At 57.3% G+C, this 14,475-nt stretch carries 12 protein-coding genes, 1 tRNA gene and 1 pseudogene; 7 read left to right on the plus strand and 7 right to left on the minus strand.

Annotation, left to right across the window (positions count from 1 at the left end; genetic code table 11):
* Window positions 1-93: 93 nt before the first annotated feature.
* The 5 genes and pseudogenes from ALO64_RS08450 to ALO64_RS08465 form a co-directional block, all read right to left on the minus strand.
* On the minus strand, window positions 94-1,488 hold the full coding sequence (locus ALO64_RS08450) for a response regulator (protein WP_044343506.1): 1,395 nt from the start codon (window positions 1,486-1,488) through the stop codon (window positions 94-96).
* 156 nt (window positions 1,489-1,644) lie between these two features.
* Complete coding sequence (gene gabT, locus ALO64_RS08455) at window positions 1,645-2,925, minus strand: 4-aminobutyrate--2-oxoglutarate transaminase (RefSeq protein WP_044343505.1); 1,281 nt, start codon at window positions 2,923-2,925, stop codon at window positions 1,645-1,647.
* 179 nt (window positions 2,926-3,104) lie between these two features.
* Window positions 3,105-4,547: an NADP-dependent succinate-semialdehyde dehydrogenase gene (gabD, locus tag ALO64_RS08460; protein WP_044343504.1), complete on the minus strand. Its 1,443-nt coding sequence runs from the start codon at window positions 4,545-4,547 to the stop codon at window positions 3,105-3,107.
* Window positions 4,548-4,875: 328 nt separating this feature from the next.
* Window positions 4,876-4,956 (minus strand): annotated as a pseudogene (locus ALO64_RS26795) (LysE family translocator); the annotation flags it as partial.
* Between the two features lie 45 nt (window positions 4,957-5,001).
* On the minus strand, window positions 5,002-6,270 hold the full coding sequence (locus ALO64_RS08465; RefSeq protein ID WP_044343521.1) for an FAD-dependent monooxygenase: 1,269 nt from the start codon (window positions 6,268-6,270) through the stop codon (window positions 5,002-5,004).
* A gap of 156 nt (window positions 6,271-6,426) precedes the next feature.
* On the opposite strand from ALO64_RS08465, the gene ALO64_RS08470 reads away from it, so the two are divergent.
* From ALO64_RS08470 to ALO64_RS08500, 6 genes are all read left to right on the plus strand, one after another.
* Window positions 6,427-6,503: transfer RNA gene (locus ALO64_RS08470), tRNA-Arg, on the plus strand.
* A 114-nt stretch (window positions 6,504-6,617) separates the two neighbouring features.
* Window positions 6,618-7,700, plus strand: coding sequence for a site-specific integrase (locus ALO64_RS08475; RefSeq protein WP_005745789.1), 1,083 nt, complete (start codon window positions 6,618-6,620; stop codon window positions 7,698-7,700).
* A gap of 255 nt (window positions 7,701-7,955) precedes the next feature.
* A complete protein-coding gene (locus ALO64_RS25055; RefSeq protein ID WP_103408422.1) occupies window positions 7,956-8,273 on the plus strand; it encodes a hypothetical protein in 318 nt (105 codons plus the stop codon).
* A gap of 20 nt (window positions 8,274-8,293) precedes the next feature.
* Window positions 8,294-9,505, plus strand: a complete 1,212-nt coding sequence (locus ALO64_RS08490) for a PfkB family carbohydrate kinase (RefSeq protein ID WP_044343502.1) — start codon at window positions 8,294-8,296, stop codon at window positions 9,503-9,505.
* The gene (locus ALO64_RS08495) at window positions 9,502-10,107 is read left to right on the plus strand and encodes a 7-cyano-7-deazaguanine synthase (protein ID WP_044343501.1); all 606 of its coding nucleotides are present in this window, start codon (window positions 9,502-9,504) and stop codon (window positions 10,105-10,107) included. Before ALO64_RS08490 ends, ALO64_RS08495 begins: the two co-directional genes overlap by 4 nt.
* On the plus strand, window positions 10,085-10,765 hold the full coding sequence (locus tag ALO64_RS08500; RefSeq protein ID WP_005745783.1) for a nitroreductase family protein: 681 nt from the start codon (window positions 10,085-10,087) through the stop codon (window positions 10,763-10,765). The genes ALO64_RS08495 and ALO64_RS08500 overlap by 23 nt, the downstream gene beginning before the upstream one ends.
* Here the strand turns inward: ALO64_RS08500 and ALO64_RS08505 are convergent.
* Complete coding sequence (locus ALO64_RS08505; RefSeq protein WP_005745782.1) at window positions 10,700-11,533, minus strand: 8-oxoguanine DNA glycosylase; 834 nt, start codon at window positions 11,531-11,533, stop codon at window positions 10,700-10,702. The genes ALO64_RS08500 and ALO64_RS08505 overlap by 66 nt on opposite strands.
* Entirely contained in the window at window positions 11,533-12,210 is a 678-nt protein-coding gene (locus tag ALO64_RS08510) for a DNA adenine methylase (RefSeq protein ID WP_044343500.1), read from the minus strand. The genes ALO64_RS08505 and ALO64_RS08510 overlap by 1 nt, the downstream gene beginning before the upstream one ends.
* Before the next feature lie 669 nt (window positions 12,211-12,879).
* On the opposite strand from ALO64_RS08510, the gene ALO64_RS08515 reads away from it, so the two are divergent.
* Complete coding sequence (locus ALO64_RS08515; protein ID WP_044343499.1) at window positions 12,880-13,662, plus strand: hypothetical protein; 783 nt, start codon at window positions 12,880-12,882, stop codon at window positions 13,660-13,662.
* The last annotated feature ends 813 nt before the right edge of the window (window positions 13,663-14,475 follow it).

Genomic DNA, 14,475 nt, shown 5'->3' on the forward strand with positions numbered 1-14,475 from the left:
ATGCTCGCTCCCACGAGTGTGCACTCGGCATGACGCCCTGAGGGAGCGACTGGGCGGCGATCCGTCTTGCTCGCGAAGGCCTCAGTCAGGTTTCTACTTCTCGAGCGGGCCCTGAATGGCGCTGGCCGGGTCCTCGATTACAGCAGCCTCTTCGGCAGGTGGTTCAGGTGTCAGGTCCAGCAAATCAGGCTCGTCCTCCCCCTCCACCGTCTCGGCAGCCACCTCAGGTTCGGTTGGCAAGGGTTTCAACAGGCTTGGGTCAGTCACGCCGGTCAGTTTCTTGCGCAAACGCTGCAAGTCACCGACGCTCAGCTTCAACAGTTTGGCCGACTTGGTCTTGATCAGCGTGTTGACACTCTCTTCCTCGCCCAGACGTGCCATCTGCCCCGCCAGGTTCATTGCCAACACTTCGCGAGTAAAGATGCTGGTGTTGTACTGATACACCGCAGCGATCAGCTCACGCAGTTCCAGCGGCAAACGCCAGCGGGTGCGCAGAGCGGAACCGAAGGCAGCGGAATACTGCTCCAGCGATTGCTTGATCACGTCTTCATTCAACTCGCCGCCAGCCAGCAGCCATTCCTGCAAACAACCCAGCACAGCAAGATCGCCCAGCGACTGCAGCAGACCGGCGCAGAAGCAACGCTCTACATCCAGCTCCAACATGCCGCCCAGAATGCGCGCGTAATCAGCCGTGCGTTGCGACATGGTCCAAAGCTCACTGGCCTGGGCCAGCAACGCGTCGCTGGTCAGCACGGCCATACGTTTCTTGGCCAGGCCTGACGCGATATTTGCACCCTGCACCGGCCCGAGAATGGCCAGCGCCCCGCCCATGGTCTGCACTGGCTTGCCCAAATGTTGCGCGGCACTGTTGGCGGCGGCGATCAACACGGCAGTGATGTGCGGATCGTTGCGCAGTTCCTGCTCCAGCAAGGCAGCGTCGATGCCGTTGGCGGTCTGGCTGAGTTTTATCGCCGTCGCGACATCTACGAACAGTGGCGCGCCGTCAGCCACGTCACGGCGCTTGTCGAGAAACTTGGTCAGCGTCAAACCCGGCGTCAGCGCGGGCACTGCGCCCGCAACCGGGGCCTGACGTTCCAGCAGCAGGCTTTCCAGGCGCTGGCGTAGCCCTTCGGTATTCAGGGGTTTGGTCAGATAGGCAGTCGGCGCCAGTGGCAAGACCTCACGCACGCTGGCGCTGTCGTTGCGATTGCTGATCAGGATGAACGGGATGGCTGGCTGACGACGCAGGTTGCGTACGCCACGCAACAGGCTCAACCCGTCTATCCCCGGCAGCTCGCGTGCGGCGATGATCAGGTCAGGCAGTTGTTTCTTCATCCACTCGACGGCCTGCTTGCCATCGGTACACATTTCCAGGTCGACGTCCGCTCGCACACCCAACACCAGATCGCTGAGTGTTTCGCGAACCCACGGATCAGACTCAGCAATCAATACGCGAGGTACCGCGGGCAAATCTACAGCAGTCATCATGACTCTCCGACATCGATGCGTTCACCTTAGCCAAAGCCTTCGTCCGGATATAGCAAAAAGAGCGAAATACCCTCCTCCAGACCAAAAAAAACCCGTCGAAACGGGCTTTTTTTGTCTGTTTGGTCATAAATTAATCAATTTACGACTTCACACTTTTTACGCGATTTCAGCGAAGCATTCTTCCAGAATGGCCAGCCCGCGGGTCAGCAATTCGTCTTCGGCAGTCAACGGCACCAGCACGCGCAACACGTTGCCGTAAGTACCGCAGGACAGCAGGATCAGACCCTTGTCACGCGCCTTGGCAACCACCTGCGCCACTGCCGCAGCGTTAGGCTTGTGCGAATCGCCGTCTTCGAACAGTTCGACGGCGATCATCGCGCCCAGCGCACGCACTTCGCCGATGACCGGGTACTTGGCCTGAATGCCCTTGAGCGCAGTCACCAGACGCTCGCCGACTGCCTTGCAACGGTCCAGCAGGTGCTCTTCTTCGAAGATATCCAGCACCGCCAGCGCGGCAGCGCAAGCAACCGGGCTACCGGCATAGGTGCCGCCCAGACCGCCCGGTGCGATGGCATCCATGTATTCAGCCTTGCCGCACACGCCCGCTAGCGGGAAGCCACCGGCGATGGACTTGGCGAAGGTGGTCAGGTCGGCTGCAACGCCCATCTGTTCCATCGCGAAGAACGTGCCGGTACGGCCAGCGCCAGTCTGCACTTCGTCTGCGATCAGTAGAATGCCGTGCTTGTCGCACAGCTCGCGCAGACGCAACATGAACACCTTCGGTGCCACGTAGAAACCACCTTCGCCCTGTACGGGCTCGATGATGATTGCAGCGATGTCCTTGGGCTCGGCGTCGTTCTTGAAGATGCGCTCGATGCTGGCGATGGAATCGTCAACGCTCACGCCATGCAGCTCGCAAGGGTACAGCGCGCGGAAGATACCGCCCGGCATCAGGCCCATGCCCGCCGAGTAAGGCACAACCTTGCCGGTCAGGCCCAGGGTCATCATGGTGCGACCATGGTAAGCGCCGGTGAAGGCGATCACGCCCGCACGGCCAGTGGCAGCACGCGCGATCTTCACGGCGTTTTCAACCGCTTCGGAACCGGTGGTGACCAGCAGGGTTTTCTTCTCGAAATCACCCGGCACTTTGGCGTTGATTTTCTCGCACAGCTCGACGTAAGGCTCGTAGGCCAGCACCTGGAAGCAGGTATGGCTCAGCTTGGTCAGCTGCTCTTGCACCGCAGCGATAATCTTCGGGTGCAGGTGACCGGTATTCAGAACGGCAATGCCGCCCGCGAAGTCGATGAATTCACGACCTTCCACGTCGGTAACGGTCGCGTTCTTCGCCGAAGCTGCGAAGATCGGGTGGATCTGACCAACGCCACGCGGGACGGCAGCATGGCGGCGTTGCATCAGGGATTCGTTAGTCTTGCTCATGTATTCCTCATTCGCCGCTCATCGGTCGGCGTGGGTCAAGGATCAAGCGGACCGGATCAACTGCGGCAGCATACGATGATCGACTGCTGCAGCCTTCAGGCCACCAGGAAACTGCGGTGCAACAAAAGCCGATGACACGTCGCTCTCGCGCGCCATCGGCTGCAATACCCGAGTGTCGGTCAGACCGACAGGCAGAGGTATTTGATTTCCAGATAATCTTCGATGCCGTACTTGGAGCCTTCACGGCCCAGGCCGGACGACTTGATACCGCCGAACGGTGCCAATTCGTTGGAGATCAGGCCGGTATTGATACCTACCATGCCATATTCCAGCGCCTCGGCAACACGGAACACACGGCTCATGTTCTGCGCATAGAAGTACGACGCCAGACCAAACTCGGTGTCGTTGGCCATCGCAATCACTTCAGCCTCATCCTTGAAGCGGAACAGCGGGGCCAGCGGACCAAAAGTTTCTTCCCGGGCCACGGCGGCATCTTTCGACACGTTGACCAGAATGGTCGGTTCGAAGAACGAGCCTTCCAGGCTGTTGCCGCCAGTCAGCACGGTTGCGCCTTTGCTGACAGCGTCGGCGATGTGTTCCTTGACCTTGGCCACGGCCTTGTCGTCGATCAACGGGCCGGTGGTGACGCCTTCTTCCAGGCCGTTACCGATCTTCAGCTTGCCGACCGCCGCCTTGAGCTTCTCGGCGAACGCGTCATACACCGCGTCCTGCACGTAGATGCGGTTGGCGCACACGCAGGTCTGGCCGTTGTTGCGGTACTTGGAGATCATTGCGCCTTCAACCGCCTTGTCGAGGTCGGCATCGTCGAACACGATGAAAGGCGCGTTACCGCCCAGCTCCAGAGAAACCTTCTTGATGTCCTTGGCGCACTCGGCCATCAGCTGGCGACCAATGTCGGTCGAGCCGGTGAAGGACAGTTTGCGCACGATCGGGCTGCCGGTCAGCTCGGCACCGATATCGCCTGCGCTGCCGGTCACCACGCTGAACACGCCAGCCAGGATACCCGCACGCTCGGCCAGTTCAGCCAAGGCCAGTGCCGAGAACGGCGTTTGCGACGCAGGCTTGAGCACCATGGTGCAGCCCGCCGCCAGTGCCGGACCGGCCTTACGGGTGATCATTGCCGCCGGGAAGTTCCACGGGGTGATCGCCGCCGTCACACCAATCGGTTGCTTGAGCACGATCAGGCGCTTGTCCGGCTGGTGACCAGGGATCACATCGCCATACACGCGCTTGGCCTCTTCGGCGAACCACTCGATGAACGACGCGGCGTAGGCGATCTCGCCCTTGGCTTCGGCCAGCGGCTTGCCCTGCTCCATGGTCATCAACAGACCCAGGTCGTCCTGGTTCTCGATCATCAGCTCGAACCAGCGACGCAGCTTGTTGCCGCGCTCTTTGGCGGTCAGCGCACGCCAGGCCGGCAGCGCCTTGTCAGCCGCCTCAATCGCCCGGCGCGTCTCGGCTGCGCCCATTTTTGGCACAGTGCCGAGGATCTCGTTGTTGGCAGGGTTGTTGACCTTGATCGACTGACCACCGTCCGCATCCAGCCACTGGCCGTTGATGTAGGCTTGCTGGCGGAACAGTGTGGAATCTTTGAGCTGCATGTCGGCCTCCTAAACAGCATCGCCCGACAGGCGACGCGAACAATTGATATCGATGCACCCCATTTGGAAGCCATCGTCAGGAAAACATTCTATCGGGTTCCAGCGCTGCGCAACGCATGAAGGCAGGAAGACCGAACAAGAGCGTTTGAAATCTCAAACGAATCCTAGGCATTGCGGGGGGAAAGGACAATAGCCCGTTCGAAAAAAAGAACGGGCGTATGGAGGTGTGTAGTTTTCTGATCAGCGACGAACCTGAACGCAAGGCAGCCGCAGTGTGATCATGCGGCGCATAAAAGCCGTGAGCGACCACGGAGCAACCGGCGAAGGTCACGATCAACCTCAAGGCATTGCCGAACAACCCGATCATCGTCCTGGCCGGGCCGTGGCTGATCGAGTTCGACAGCGCCATGACCACCGCAGGGCCCGGCGCAGCTTTTAACGCACGCCTGTAGCGCTATCGATAATCCGGAAGCGTGAAGGACTGAATCGCCGGGGTCAGCGCCTTGGCAGCACGCTTGCTGATGAAGGGTGTTGCGACCAAACGCTGCACGGCGCGAAGGACCTTCACCCCCGTGCGACTGCGAGGATGAACCAGACGCGGCACAAGCTTCGGCACATTCTGCGACTTTTTCACCACAGGCCGCAGCACATATTCGTACGCAGCAAGGGCCCCTGCAATCGTGTCGGTTCTGGTGAGTTCGCCCGCCAGCACATACGCACCAATCAGCGCCAGCGAAGCACCGACCCCGCCCAGCGGCGTGACACACCAGGCCGCATCGCCCAGCAACACCACAGGGCCATTCGACCAGCGATCCATCTTCACCTGGCGCAGATCATCAAACCAGAAGTCCTCCGCCGCCTCCATCCCCTCCAGCAGACGAGGCACCTCCCATCCCGCGCCTGCAAACGACGCCCGGAGAAACGCCTTCTGCTCGGCAACACTGTTGCCTACCGCAAGGTGGCTTCGGCCATGCACATTAAAGAACGCACGCGTCGTACCGCGATTGTCCGGACGAACGCCCGCACTGCGCCCTCCCACCGCGTTATACCAACGTGCCGTCTGGCTATCGGTCGGCGCGCGGGGCACAGTGAAGAACGCGCTGGCCAAGTCCATCCTGCGCGGCTGATTCTCGCCGGGGAACACCAGCTCCCGCGTACGCGAGCCGACACCTTCAGCAATGATCAGCAGATCAAAACGCTCCTGGCCACCGCCCTCGAACGTGACCGACACGCCCTCGTTATCGTGCTCGACCGAAACGATGCGATCACCAAAGCGATAGAACGCATCAGCAGACGACGCCTCATAAAGCAGGCGCGCAAGATCCCCGCGCAACACCTCAAGCTCAGCCGTCGGACCATCGACCTCCAGACCGGACAGATCAATTTGCGCCGCCGTGCGGTTGTCCTCATCGACCCACGCAAGCCCGGTCTCGCCGGTGTTGAGGCCCTTCACCGCCTGCTCAAGCCCCATCAGGCGCAAGACCTCCCGAGCCGCGCCCCGCATATCCACATTCTGCCCACCATCGCGAAAGGCAGACGCCTGCTCGATAACCGTGACATCACAGTCACGCTGCGCCAGCCACCAGGCCGCAGCACACCCCGCGATACTGGCCCCGGTAATAAGAACGCGACACGGGCTGCGCTCGATGCTTTTGAACTGGTTGATAAGATGCCCTCGGTGAGAACGAACTGACAGAGTGGTATGGGGAGCATCATGCACCAGCTGGTGGTTGTGCCGGTAGCGGTGGACTGTTCCTTTATGGGTGGCAGTGGGGTTGGGGTGATGAAAGGCTGTTGCGGGGTGCGCTGGGTGATTTGTGTCTCGCACCGCCCGCAACTGGACGCCCCGTACCCATGTGAGTATCATGGCACCCGCGTCGCACCAGTAGCTCAGCTGGATAGAGTACTGCCCTCCGAAGGCAGGGGTCGTGGGTTCGAATCCCGCCTGGTGCACCACCTTCTATCCCTTGTATTACAAGGGGTTAGCTCCACTGCCAGAAACCTGTCCTAGTCCTGAAAGTCGTTTTTGCCACAAATTTGCCACACTNNNAACACTCAAGTGTGGCGGGAATGGTCGAAATGGCAACAATCAGGAATCGCGGCGAGTATCAGTGGGAAGCGCAAATTCGCCGTAAGGGCTATCCAGCCCAGCGCAAAACCTTTGAAACCAAATCCGATGCCCAAGCCTGGGCACGCATGATCGAAAGCGAAATCGACAGGGGCATCTTTGTCTCTCGGGTCGAGGCTGAACGCACCGCCTTTCATCAACTCATCGATCGCTATATCTCCGAGATCGCACCGAAGCACAAAGGCGCGTATTCGGAAATCAAACGCCTGGAAGCGCTCAAGCGTCATCCGCTGGCGACACGTATCGTTGCGACCCTCACTTCTTCAGATTTTGCCCGCTACCGTGACGAGCGCTTGAAGATCCGCAAAGGCAATACGGTGAAACGTGAGCTGGCTTTGTTTCAGTGCGTGATTGAGGCTGCTCGCCGCGAGTGGGGAATCCACCTTGCGGAGAATCCGGTCAGGATGGTCAGCCGTCCCAGCTACAACGACGAGCGTTCGCGACGCCTTGACCCGATTGAAGAGCAATACATGCTCGGCGCGTTAGAGCTTCGTGAGCGACGTGCCGACGGCACCTATGCTGATGCCTCACACAATCCATGGATACGGCCCATCGTCCAACTCGCGATTGAGACAGCCATGCGCCGTGGCGAGATTTTCGAGTTGCGCTGGAAGCATGTGAACCTGGATCGTAGAACCGCGCACCTGCCTGCAACCAAAAACGGCCTGCCCAGAACCGTCCCGCTTTCACCGAAGGCTATTCAGTTGCTCAAGGATTTGCCGCGCTCACTGTGCGGGCGAGTCTTCCCCACCACGGCTGATGCTCTCAAGAAGGCGTTTGTGAGAGGTCTGGAGCGTGCGAGGCTGAAATACTTGGGAGATTGCGACGTAGCGCAGATCAGGCCTCAGGAAGACTTCCTGATCAATCTGCGCTTTCACGACCTGCGGCATGAAGCGACCTGTCGGCTTGCGACCAAACTGCCGAATTTGATTGAGCTCGCGAGCGTGACGGGGCATCGGGAGGTAAACATGCTGAAGCGGTACTACAACATTACTGCGGAGGAGCTGGCGGCGAAGCTGGCCTGATCGAGCCAGACCCCGTCTGTGGGTAATTGTACAGGCGGGCCATTATTTGCACTCGACTTGGCCAGTCGGTCTAATCGGACTTGAGCAGTACAGTTAAGACCTCGACCGGCAGAAGTCGACCCGAGCTAGCCTGCCACCTTTGATCATCAAAGAGCGCCACTTCGAGACGACTATAAACATCGATCTCAATGGCCTTTTGCCCCAGCTGTGTGCTAGTTATTAGGCCCTCTATACGACTAGCAAAAGGAAATGCATATGTCCGGTTCAGGCGGAAGCTATCTGGGCTCATCCACGCCCGCCAATTCATGCGACACCCTCCAGTTCGACACCCAGCTTGCGTCGCCGAAAGCATCAGTGGTTAGCCAGCTAAGCGTCGGCGACACTCTTGATATCGCCTTTGCAACGACCGGCCATCAAATCGTCATAGCACTGTGGAATGGCGTCGAGGCCGGAAGTGTCATCCACTCGCTTCTCACTCAACTGCGTAACTGCATGACCCAGGGCGAGCAATATCAAGCACGTGTGCTCCAGGTTAGTGGCGGGCAAGTTCGCCTGCGGGTTTTCCACGTCTAAGCACGAGCAAGGAGTGCTCCATGATCATTGTTGTAGGCGGTATTTACCGAGAACGCTGCATGCGCCCGGCTTGGGACGACATTTATGGATCTGCAGGTCGAGCAGCAACGGCGATTGCACGTTTTGGCGGGCGGGCTGAATTGCATGCCTGCGTTGATAGTGATACTCAGGTCGTTGTGGAGGCACGCGCAGCCGCAGAAGGCTTCGCATTCAACCTCACAACTTCCCAGGCTGGAGTGACCTTCGAGCACATCCACGGCCTTGCTACCCCGGATATTCGCTGCGACAACCATGCCAGCTCGCAACTTCAGGTTAGTTCCGAAAAGGTACTCAGGTTTGGCATGATCAAGGGAACCGCAGTAGTGCATGCTGAATATGCGGTATTTGATCCCCAGAACGCCGAAGGCCCTGAGTCCTTCAACGCCAATGGCTCTACAGCCAAACACTTGGCGCTTGTTCTGAACCGCCACGAAGCCAACCTGCTACTTACAGACTCTAATGGATTGCTCCCTGAGGAGATAGCGGCGGCATTGGCAAAGCTGGAGCGCGCGGAGGTTGTTGTAATCAAAATGGGCCCACTTGGCGCACTTGTGTATGACAACGGGGTTATCTCAAGCGTACCGGCCTATCGCACTGAGCACGTATGGAAGATTGGCTCCGGGGACACCTTCGCCGCCCACTTTGCGCTGGGCTGGTTAGACAACGGTCTATCAGCTCATGAAGCGGCTTCGATTGCATCTGTCGCGACGGCCTTTTACTGCGAGACCCAGGGTTTTCCAGACAGAACATTGCTAGCTGGATTCAAACCAAAGGCGCTGCAGCCATCCGAGCGATACCGCAATGGCTATGCCCCGAAGGTTTACCTAGCCGGCCCATTCTTTACGCTAGCTCAGCTCTGGATGGTCGGGCAGGCTCGCCGAGACCTCATAGATATGGGTTTGGATGTGTTCTCTCCTTACCACGATGTGGGGCTGGGTAATGCTGAAGAAGTGGTGGAAAAGGATCTCGAAGGTGTACGCGATTGCGATGTTCTCTTCGCTATAGGTGATGGCCTCGATTCGGGCACGATATACGAAATAGGTTACGCACGAGCATTGAACAAGCCAGTCGTTTTCTACGCGGAGAATGAGTCCGATCAGGATAAAAAAATGATGGAGGGCTCCGACTGCCGCATCACCGATGACTACGTCAGTGCGGTCTATCAGATGGTTTGGGAAGCGGTAGAGCTATGAAGATAGGGTTACTGCTGTCGGGCGGCATGGACTCCTTGGCGCTTGCATGGTGGAAGCGATCAGATATCGCATTCACCCTCAACTACGGCCAACTGGCGGCGCAAGCTGAGATCGAGGCTTCACGCACGATATGTAGGCAGTTGAATATTTCTCATCAGGTGATTGAGATTGACTGTCGTCAGTTAGGATCGGGGGACATGGCCGGCACCCGAGCCGACGACTTGGCTCCGGCGTCGGACTGGTGGCCATACCGCAATCAAATGTTAGTCACGCTGACGGCGATGAAGGCGATTTCGTTTGGCGTGACACACCTGTGGCTCGGCACGGTGAGGTCGGATGGCTTCCACAAAGATGGCTCACCTGAGTTTATGACTGCAATCAGCCATCTGCTCTCCCTTCAGGAGGGCGGCATAGTTGTCGAGGCCCCTGCAATAGGGCTCTCCACCGCTGAGCTAGTGCGTCTATCGGGTATCCCAGCCGATCTCCTAGCCTGGGCCCATAGCTGTCATAAGTCGCATGTGGCATGCGGTAACTGTCGAGGCTGCAATAAATACATGGAGGTTTTTCAAGAGGTCGGGTATGACCTGGATCGACCTGGGTGACCCCCTACCTAGGGAGGCTCCCGAACCCTATGTCCCGATTAGTTGGGAGGTGTGCGAAATATGCTCACTCCCCTCTTTCTCGGAAGTGCCTGATCGATCCTTTGGCGAGGTGCTAGACGCACGCGTCTCGCGCCGCGTGTTCGGTTCTGTCGACGACCATCAGTTAGGTTCGTTCCTCTGGATGGCATGCAGAACGCGAGAGATGAGAGCTTCGAATCTTGGGTTCGATCTTGAGCATCGTGCTGCGCCATCTGCCGGCGCAATTCATCCAATTCATGTTGTCGTAAAACGGCCAGGTAACGCACGATGGTGGCTTTATGAGCCTAAAACCCATCAGTTACTAGAGCTCAAGCATGCACCCGCAAAGCTCTCGAGCCTCTACGATCTGAGCTTGCAGGTTTTGCAAGGCGATCAAGCTATTCGCTTCCTGTTTCTAGCCGAGCCCGGAAAGACCTTGGGCAAGTACCAAGATGGGGCCAGCCTCATTTGGCGCGACGCGGGGGCACTGCTGGGGGTGATGGCTCTGACGGCTGCAGCCCAAGGACTCACCTTTTGCCCGTTGGGCATCACAGGTGAGCCGTGGGCCAGTACTTTAGCTGATCAGGGCAAGCTGGCTGGGGTTGGTCTTGCGCTTCTTGGGTCGGCCGCGAGTAACTGAATCAGGATTATGGTGGCCCAAGCCCATGATGCTATGCACCGTGGCGGGGGAAGACATCATTTCCAGCCACATCAGTGCATCCAGCTCGGAGGCTCTGACGCCTAAACCTTTGCTGAAGCGGATGAACTGCTCCTCAAGCTCTAAATAGTTGCGTTCGACAGTCAGGCTGCTCTCGAAGAACTTGCCCAAGAGACCGGCACGCAGAATGTGGATATCCAGAATGGCCACGTCGTCTGCGTCCAACCAGTTGCGAGCTACCCACGAGGCGGTCTTGTAACCGATACCGGGAATGACCAGTAGCCAGTCTCGAAGCTCCTTTCCAGAGGAGAGCGGTGGCCTTTCTGCAGAAAGCTGCTTAAGGGCCGCGCTGAGGTAGCGGGCCTTCTGCTTGGCGAACCGGTACCGCACCTGGCGCCCATCAATCAATAGGGGTTCTTGCAGCCACTCAAGCAGGGTTTCTTCTAATGGCGGCTTCTCGTCGAATGCACCACGCTTTCTCATGTGATGAAAAGCAGTGAGACCGACATTGGCAGGAATGCCATGACCGCCCAACAGACATGCTCCGACCTCCTCTTTCAGAGTTGCGCCCAGTTTGTAATTGATTCGGTCCCCGGAAAGGCGGCGAGCATAAACTTGATAAGCCCAGTAAGCAGGCGTTGGAAACGCCTCCATTGCGCCCCAAGGAACACCTGGAAGAACCTCTGCATCTGCTTTGGGTAGCTCAACGTTGAACACCACCTGATCCATAAAAATAGCGCCAACTTGCATCAGGCAGCCTCCTCGTTGTTGCCGTAAAGTTCCTGCATCCACTGCAGTAACTCGTGCCGCTCAATAGGATCTAAGCTCTCGATGCGAGAGCGAAGCCTGGTTTGGCGGCGCTGAATGGTCTGGCGGTCCCGAAAGGTCTCGCCCAAGTATCGGGTGTCGTGCAATCGACTTGGCGGTGCGAAGTTCATCCACACCACCTCCTCACGCATCTCTACGTGTGTTTTGGCCGGAAAACTCACTTTGCGCCACCCAACTAGCTCGCGGTTGTAGAGATCACAGTCATATCCCGACAGCATCACACTGCAAGGTAAAGCGATCAAACATTGCAACAGGCGGGTATGGTCGGCTTCAGTGTAGTCGCAGCGGTAAACCTTCTCTCTCCGGCGCGTTTCGGGGACATAAGGGGGGTCTACATACACCAGTTCCTGGCCTTCGAACGCATACCCTTCGAGAAAGGACACAGCGTCGACCTGGTGGAGTTCGCAGGTCTCAGAAAACCCCGACTGCCAAAGCTCAATGACCTTGGCGTCGATGTCCAAGCCAATGTTCCGCTGCGCAGCTTTCTTGTTGCGCATGACAGCACCGCCACCAAGATGGGATTCAATGTATGTCTGATGCGGTGGCATCAGGTTGATCAAGCGCTGGTAGCACTTGCCTTTTCCGCCTGGATATCTCATGCGCGAAGCATCGTCAGGAATGACGATGGTGTCAACTTCTAAGCGCCGAATGGTCAGTTCAGCACAGACCGTGCGTTTTTGGCCGACTTCTCGCGGTCATCGCCACGAATCAAGTTATCCAAAGTGGATGCATATGGCCGGCTGGTCGAATACGCAAAGATAATCACCTACTGTGCCACTGCGCACGTCTGAATAGACGTTTTCGAAAACAGGCTAAAGCCCCGCTTCCCCCCACAAGCCATCTGTTAAAAACATGTCCTAGCTGTTAACCGCTCGACTGGGGAAATCTGTGCCGAACAGATCAATCGAGCGATAACCCGATGCCAGTAGATTACGAAACCATCCAAAAAATACAAAAGCTTGGCGACGATGTTCTGATCGGCGTGTCCGAGGTTGCTGCGTTGACCGGGTTCAGCGCGCTTACGGTCCGTCAGCGTAAGTTGCCAGGGCTTGAGCCTGTACCAGGGCTCTCAAGGCTGCGATGGAGGCTAGGTGACTTAAGAGCTTGGATGCGCACCGGGAATACAGAGAACCCTCCTCGCCCCGCCATGGCCATCACCTCACCAAAATCAAAACACACAGGTAGGCCAACCAAGAAAGCGCAGGTGGAGGCGCGACAATGATCGTCCCTTACGTCATCTCCGTGCGTTTGCACCAGGAGCCGTGAGCATGGGCAGACAACGAACCATCAGGGATCAGAATTTTTGGCGCTCCCCGCGCCTGCTGAATTGCACCACTGAAGACAAAGTCGCGTTGCTGCACCTTTTAACAGCGCCCGACAGCAATATCACCGGCGTATACCCACTCGTGCCGCGCATTGCAGGAGCTGAGATTGGCTGGACTGCAGAGCAATGGTTACAGGTCATTCATCGACTACAAGATGAAGGCCTGGCTAGATATGATCACGTCAGATATGTCGTTTGGGTACGTATCTGGTGGGATCACCACACCGCTACTCAGGTGACGGGGCCAAAACTGATAGCGAGAGCGCTTGAGGAAATTCGCCGCATTCCGAGCGAGTGGCTTGACGATTTCCTGCGCGATTTCAAAGAACGACTTACAGTGAATCAGCAGCGATTGATCAATGAGGCCCTCCGTCCCCGCCCAGACCCAGGTCTAGAAGAGGTACCGATACCCCACGGATGCGGTATCGATACCGTATCGGACCAAGTTCGGCTTAACACTAAACCTCAACCTAAACCTAAACCATTAACTGAAACCCAAACGCCACATATCGCTTCCAATGAGCTGGATCTGTCCGGAATTCCCACAGAATATCGGACGGATGTTTGTAAGGGTATTGTGAAGGCGAAAGCCACGGGAAAGCTTCGAAATGGGGCTCAGCTTGTCGTCAGTGCGATGGCAGAAAGGTTTCGTTCCGCATCGGGTAAACCGCAGGACGCCATGGCCCTAACCATGTATCTGGCTGAACATCTGAATAGACCCGGTTAACCGTTAGCAGCAGGTATAAGGTCATGGCAGAAGTCAGTCCAGTTCGAGAGGACGAATGCTATGGCTGGTCGAAGCCGTGCAGTAATTGATCGGATAACCGTACAAGCCCGGATTTGGCAATGGGATATGTCGTGGTCCTTTGGCATGGCCACGCACGCCGATACCAGGCTAATCGGTGACCATTATTCAGAGCATGCTTCGATGAAGCTGCACGGCTCCATCCGATATCCCGAAGCGTTCAAATATCCGATATTGGAATGCTGCCTATACGTTGACCCGCTACTCCTAGACGGGAAGGCAGCACCTAGCTGCATCGGCTCAATGCAGGCGGCTGGCAAGAGACTGGTTGCGTATGTAGCTATTCACAACGAGCGATTCAACAGCTTAGTGGTCGCGGCAAATCGTTTCGTTGCCTTGGAGATCAATGCAGAGCCATTAAGGTACCGTAAGGCCAGGATCATGGGCATTCGCCTCAGCACAGAGCTGGAGACTGATTGGTAATGGCATTAGCTTTATCGCAGCAGCTATCCCAAATGTAAGTCATGGCGCGATGAAGCTACCTGATACCAAGCTACCGAGTTTGCCAGTGTCACCGGGAACTGCGAGATAAGCACGCTGGAGGATTACTACAACATTAGGGCCGAAGCGCTGTTGGCCAAGCTGGCCTGAGGCTAATCAGCTATATCCAATCCCAGCGAGCATGCGAGCTCTCTCGCTTCATCGTTTCTTCGAATAGAGAGGATTGCTTCTTCCTCTCGTTCCAAGTCCTTGAGTGCTAGGTTTTCATAAAAACGCCTAAGGAGGCGCTGCAAA

This window comes from Pseudomonas meliae (assembly GCF_001400515.1).
GTDB classification, from domain to species: domain Bacteria; phylum Pseudomonadota; class Gammaproteobacteria; order Pseudomonadales; family Pseudomonadaceae; genus Aquipseudomonas; species Aquipseudomonas amygdali.

Coding starts and splice junctions, on each gene's coding strand:
- ALO64_RS08450 (WP_044343506.1), bottom strand. CDS start 1,488: ATGATGACTGCTGTAGATTTGCCCGCGGTACCTCGCGTATTGATTGCT.
- gabT (WP_044343505.1), bottom strand. CDS start 2,925: ATGAGCAAGACTAACGAATCCCTGATGCAACGCCGCCATGCTGCCGTC.
- gabD (WP_044343504.1), bottom strand. CDS start 4,547: ATGCAGCTCAAAGATTCCACACTGTTCCGCCAGCAAGCCTACATCAAC.
- ALO64_RS08475 (WP_005745789.1), top strand. CDS start 6,618: ATGGTCGAAATGGCAACAATCAGGAATCGCGGCGAGTATCAGTGGGAA.
- ALO64_RS25055 (WP_103408422.1), top strand. CDS start 7,956: ATGTCCGGTTCAGGCGGAAGCTATCTGGGCTCATCCACGCCCGCCAAT.
- ALO64_RS08490 (WP_044343502.1), top strand. CDS start 8,294: ATGATCATTGTTGTAGGCGGTATTTACCGAGAACGCTGCATGCGCCCG.
- ALO64_RS08495 (WP_044343501.1), top strand. CDS start 9,502: ATGAAGATAGGGTTACTGCTGTCGGGCGGCATGGACTCCTTGGCGCTT.
- ALO64_RS08500 (WP_005745783.1), top strand. CDS start 10,085: ATGACCTGGATCGACCTGGGTGACCCCCTACCTAGGGAGGCTCCCGAA.
- ALO64_RS08505 (WP_005745782.1), bottom strand. CDS start 11,533: ATGCAAGTTGGCGCTATTTTTATGGATCAGGTGGTGTTCAACGTTGAG.
- ALO64_RS08510 (WP_044343500.1), bottom strand. CDS start 12,210: ATGAGATATCCAGGCGGAAAAGGCAAGTGCTACCAGCGCTTGATCAAC.
- ALO64_RS08515 (WP_044343499.1), top strand. CDS start 12,880: ATGGGCAGACAACGAACCATCAGGGATCAGAATTTTTGGCGCTCCCCG.